Consider the following 2527-nt stretch of genomic DNA (forward strand, 5'->3'; position numbering starts at 1 on the left):
CGCCGCGGCTGCTGTCGCTGCTCGCGCTGCGCGAGGCCGGGGGGCTCGCCTGGCTGCCCGACCGGGGCGGCTGTGAGCGGGCGCTGCTGCGCGCCCGGACCCAGTTCGGGCGCGGGCCCCGCGACACCGACCCCGAGTGGATGAGCTTCTTCGGAGAGGCCGAACTGGAGGGGCTGGAGGCGCAGTGCTGGTCGGCGCTCGGCGACTGGAAACGCGCCGTGGAGCACGCCCGGCGCGCGGTCGCCCTCCAGAACCCGCATTTCACGCGCAATATCGCGCTGTTCACCACGGAGTTGGCGAGCGATCTGGTGGCCGGGGGCGCGCCGGACGCGGCCGCCGCCGCGGCCGGCCGGGCCCTGGGCCTGCTGGACCAGGTGAAGTCGTCGCGGATCCGCCGGATGCTCGACGACACGGCCCGGATATTGCGTCCTTACGGTCGTGATGAGGCGGTCGCGGACTTCCTCGACCGCCATGACACGGCCGTCACCCGCCATGAGGCAGCGGTCACCCGCCATGAGGCGACCGGCACCCGCCATGAGGCGACCGGCCGCACCTGCCCGGTCTGACGCCGATTCGGCTCTCAGTCGAGATGGCCGGTGTCGTTCCAGCGCTCGATGGCGGGTTCGCCATACGCCCAGCCGAGCACCGACAGGGACGTCGGATCGAGCCGGATACGGGCGGCGAAGGAGGCGTCATGGCCGAGCCAACGGGCGCCCAGCGTCCGCAGGATGTGGCCGTGTGCGAAGACCAGCACATCGCGGTCGGCCGAGCGCGCCCACTCCACGACCTCGTCGGCCCGCGCCGCGATCGAGCCGATCGACTCGCCCTCGGGCACCCCGTCCCGCCAGATGAGCCAGTCCGGCCGGGTGGCCTTGATCTCGGCGGGGGTCATCCCCTCGTAGGCGCCGTAGTCCCACTCCAGGAGCGCGTCCCACTCCCGCGCCCGGTCGCCGAAGCCCGCCAGCTCACAGGTCTCCTTCGCCCGCGACAGCGGGCTGGTGCGCACCTCGACGTCCGCGAGGCCCGCCCAGGGGCCGTGGTGCAGCCGCTCGCCGAGCAGCTTGGCGCCGCGCCGCCCCTCGTCCAGCAGCGGGATGTCCGTACGGCCGGTGTGCTTCCCGGAGAGCGACCACCGCGTCTGTCCGTGCCGGGCCAGGAGGATGCGTGGGGGCATGGGCACTGCCTTCTTTCACCGGTTTCGCACCGCTGCGACGGCGTGCCCCATTACACGCCGCTGCCCGCGGTTTCATGCACTCTGCGGGACCGGCACATGGCCGATCGCCATCCCTCCATCATCGCGCATGTGATCGGCAGGCAACCTCCGGGTCACTCCTGGCGTCTTCCTGTCTGCGCGCGGGTCCGCCAGGGGGGTTCCGACAGTGGGCGCCGCTCGTGGACGGGGGCGGTGCGTGGGTCGCTTCGCCTACACCGTACGGTTGACCGCGCGCCTTCTTGTGGCCGCCCGAACTTTGGAGAGCGTCCGAATGCCCCATACGGTGCCCCGTGCCGGAGCAGCACAGGGCAGTCGGCCCCGTTGGTGGACCGAACTGCCGCTCATAGCGGTGGTGTACGCCGCCTACTCGGCCGGTCGGCTGCTGGCCCGCGGCGACGTGTCCACCGCCGTCGATCATGGTCTGGCGATCCTCCATTTCGAACAGCGTCTGAACATCGACTTCGAGTCGCCGCTGAACGATCTGTTCACGGCCCACGCACTGATAGGCATACCGGCGGACTTCGCCTACGCCTCGCTGCACTACGTCCTGACCCCCGCGATCCTGATATGGATGTGGAAGCGCCGTAAGGCGTCGGACTACCGCTTTCTGCGCACCTGGCTGCTGGTCTCCACGATCATCGGGCTCGTCGGCTTCACGCTGCTGCCGACCTGCCCGCCGCGGCTTCTGGAGGGGGGCCACGGCTTTGTCGACACCATGGCGCAGTACAAGGCGTACGGCTGGTGGGGCGGGGACGCCAGCGCACCGCGCGGACTTGGCGGGCTGACCAACCAGTACGCGGCGATGCCCAGCCTCCACGTGGGATGGGCGCTGTGGTGCGGGATCGCCCTGTGGCGGCACGGACGCTCGACCTGGACCAAGATCGCCGCGGTCGGCTATCCGCTGACGATCACACTCGTGGTGATGGGCACCGCCAACCACTACTTCCTGGACGCGGCCGCCGGCGCCGCCACCATGGGACTCGGGGCGCTGCTGACGGTCCCCGCGCTGCGGCTCACGGAGTCGCTGCGCACCCGCCTGCGCCCGGCCCGCGAGACCGTCACCGCCTCCCGAAACGCGGGTGTGCCCGCGAATGTCGGTGACAAGTGCGAGACTTCGGCGCGTGAACGGGAACGGATCCCCCGACAGCAGGGCAGGGGCGCGGACAGGCAACGCACCGACGGTGCCGCGGACGACGGCGGCCGGGGAGCCGGTGCCGGTACCAGCGGCCGGGGAGCCGGTGCCAGTGCCGGAAGCGGCCGGGGAGCCACTGCGGGCGGTCCGGCCCCCGCGGCGGGTGACGGGGCTGCGGCAGC

At 71.9% G+C, this 2527-nt stretch carries 3 protein-coding genes; 2 read left to right on the top strand and 1 reads right to left on the bottom strand.

Annotated elements, in window-relative coordinates; translation table 11 throughout:
- Positions 1–566 (top strand): NsdA family TPR-like regulatory protein (locus tag KN815_RS48545; protein ID WP_507229940.1); only part of this gene is annotated, 566 nt, incomplete at its 5' end.
- Between the two features lie 14 nt (positions 567–580).
- Here KN815_RS48545 and KN815_RS48550 read toward each other — a convergent pair.
- On the bottom strand, positions 581–1174 hold the full coding sequence (locus KN815_RS48550) for a histidine phosphatase family protein (RefSeq protein WP_216348130.1): 594 nt from the start codon (positions 1172–1174) through the stop codon (positions 581–583).
- 310 nt (positions 1175–1484) lie between these two features.
- Between KN815_RS48550 and KN815_RS48555 the strand changes: the two genes are divergently transcribed.
- Positions 1485–2527: phosphatase PAP2 family protein (locus KN815_RS48555; RefSeq protein ID WP_216348131.1), on the top strand; the 1043-nt coding region annotated here is incomplete at its 3' end.

The sequence above is a fragment of the Streptomyces niphimycinicus genome (assembly GCF_018883605.1).
Lineage (GTDB): Bacteria > Actinomycetota > Actinomycetes > Streptomycetales > Streptomycetaceae > Streptomyces > Streptomyces niphimycinicus.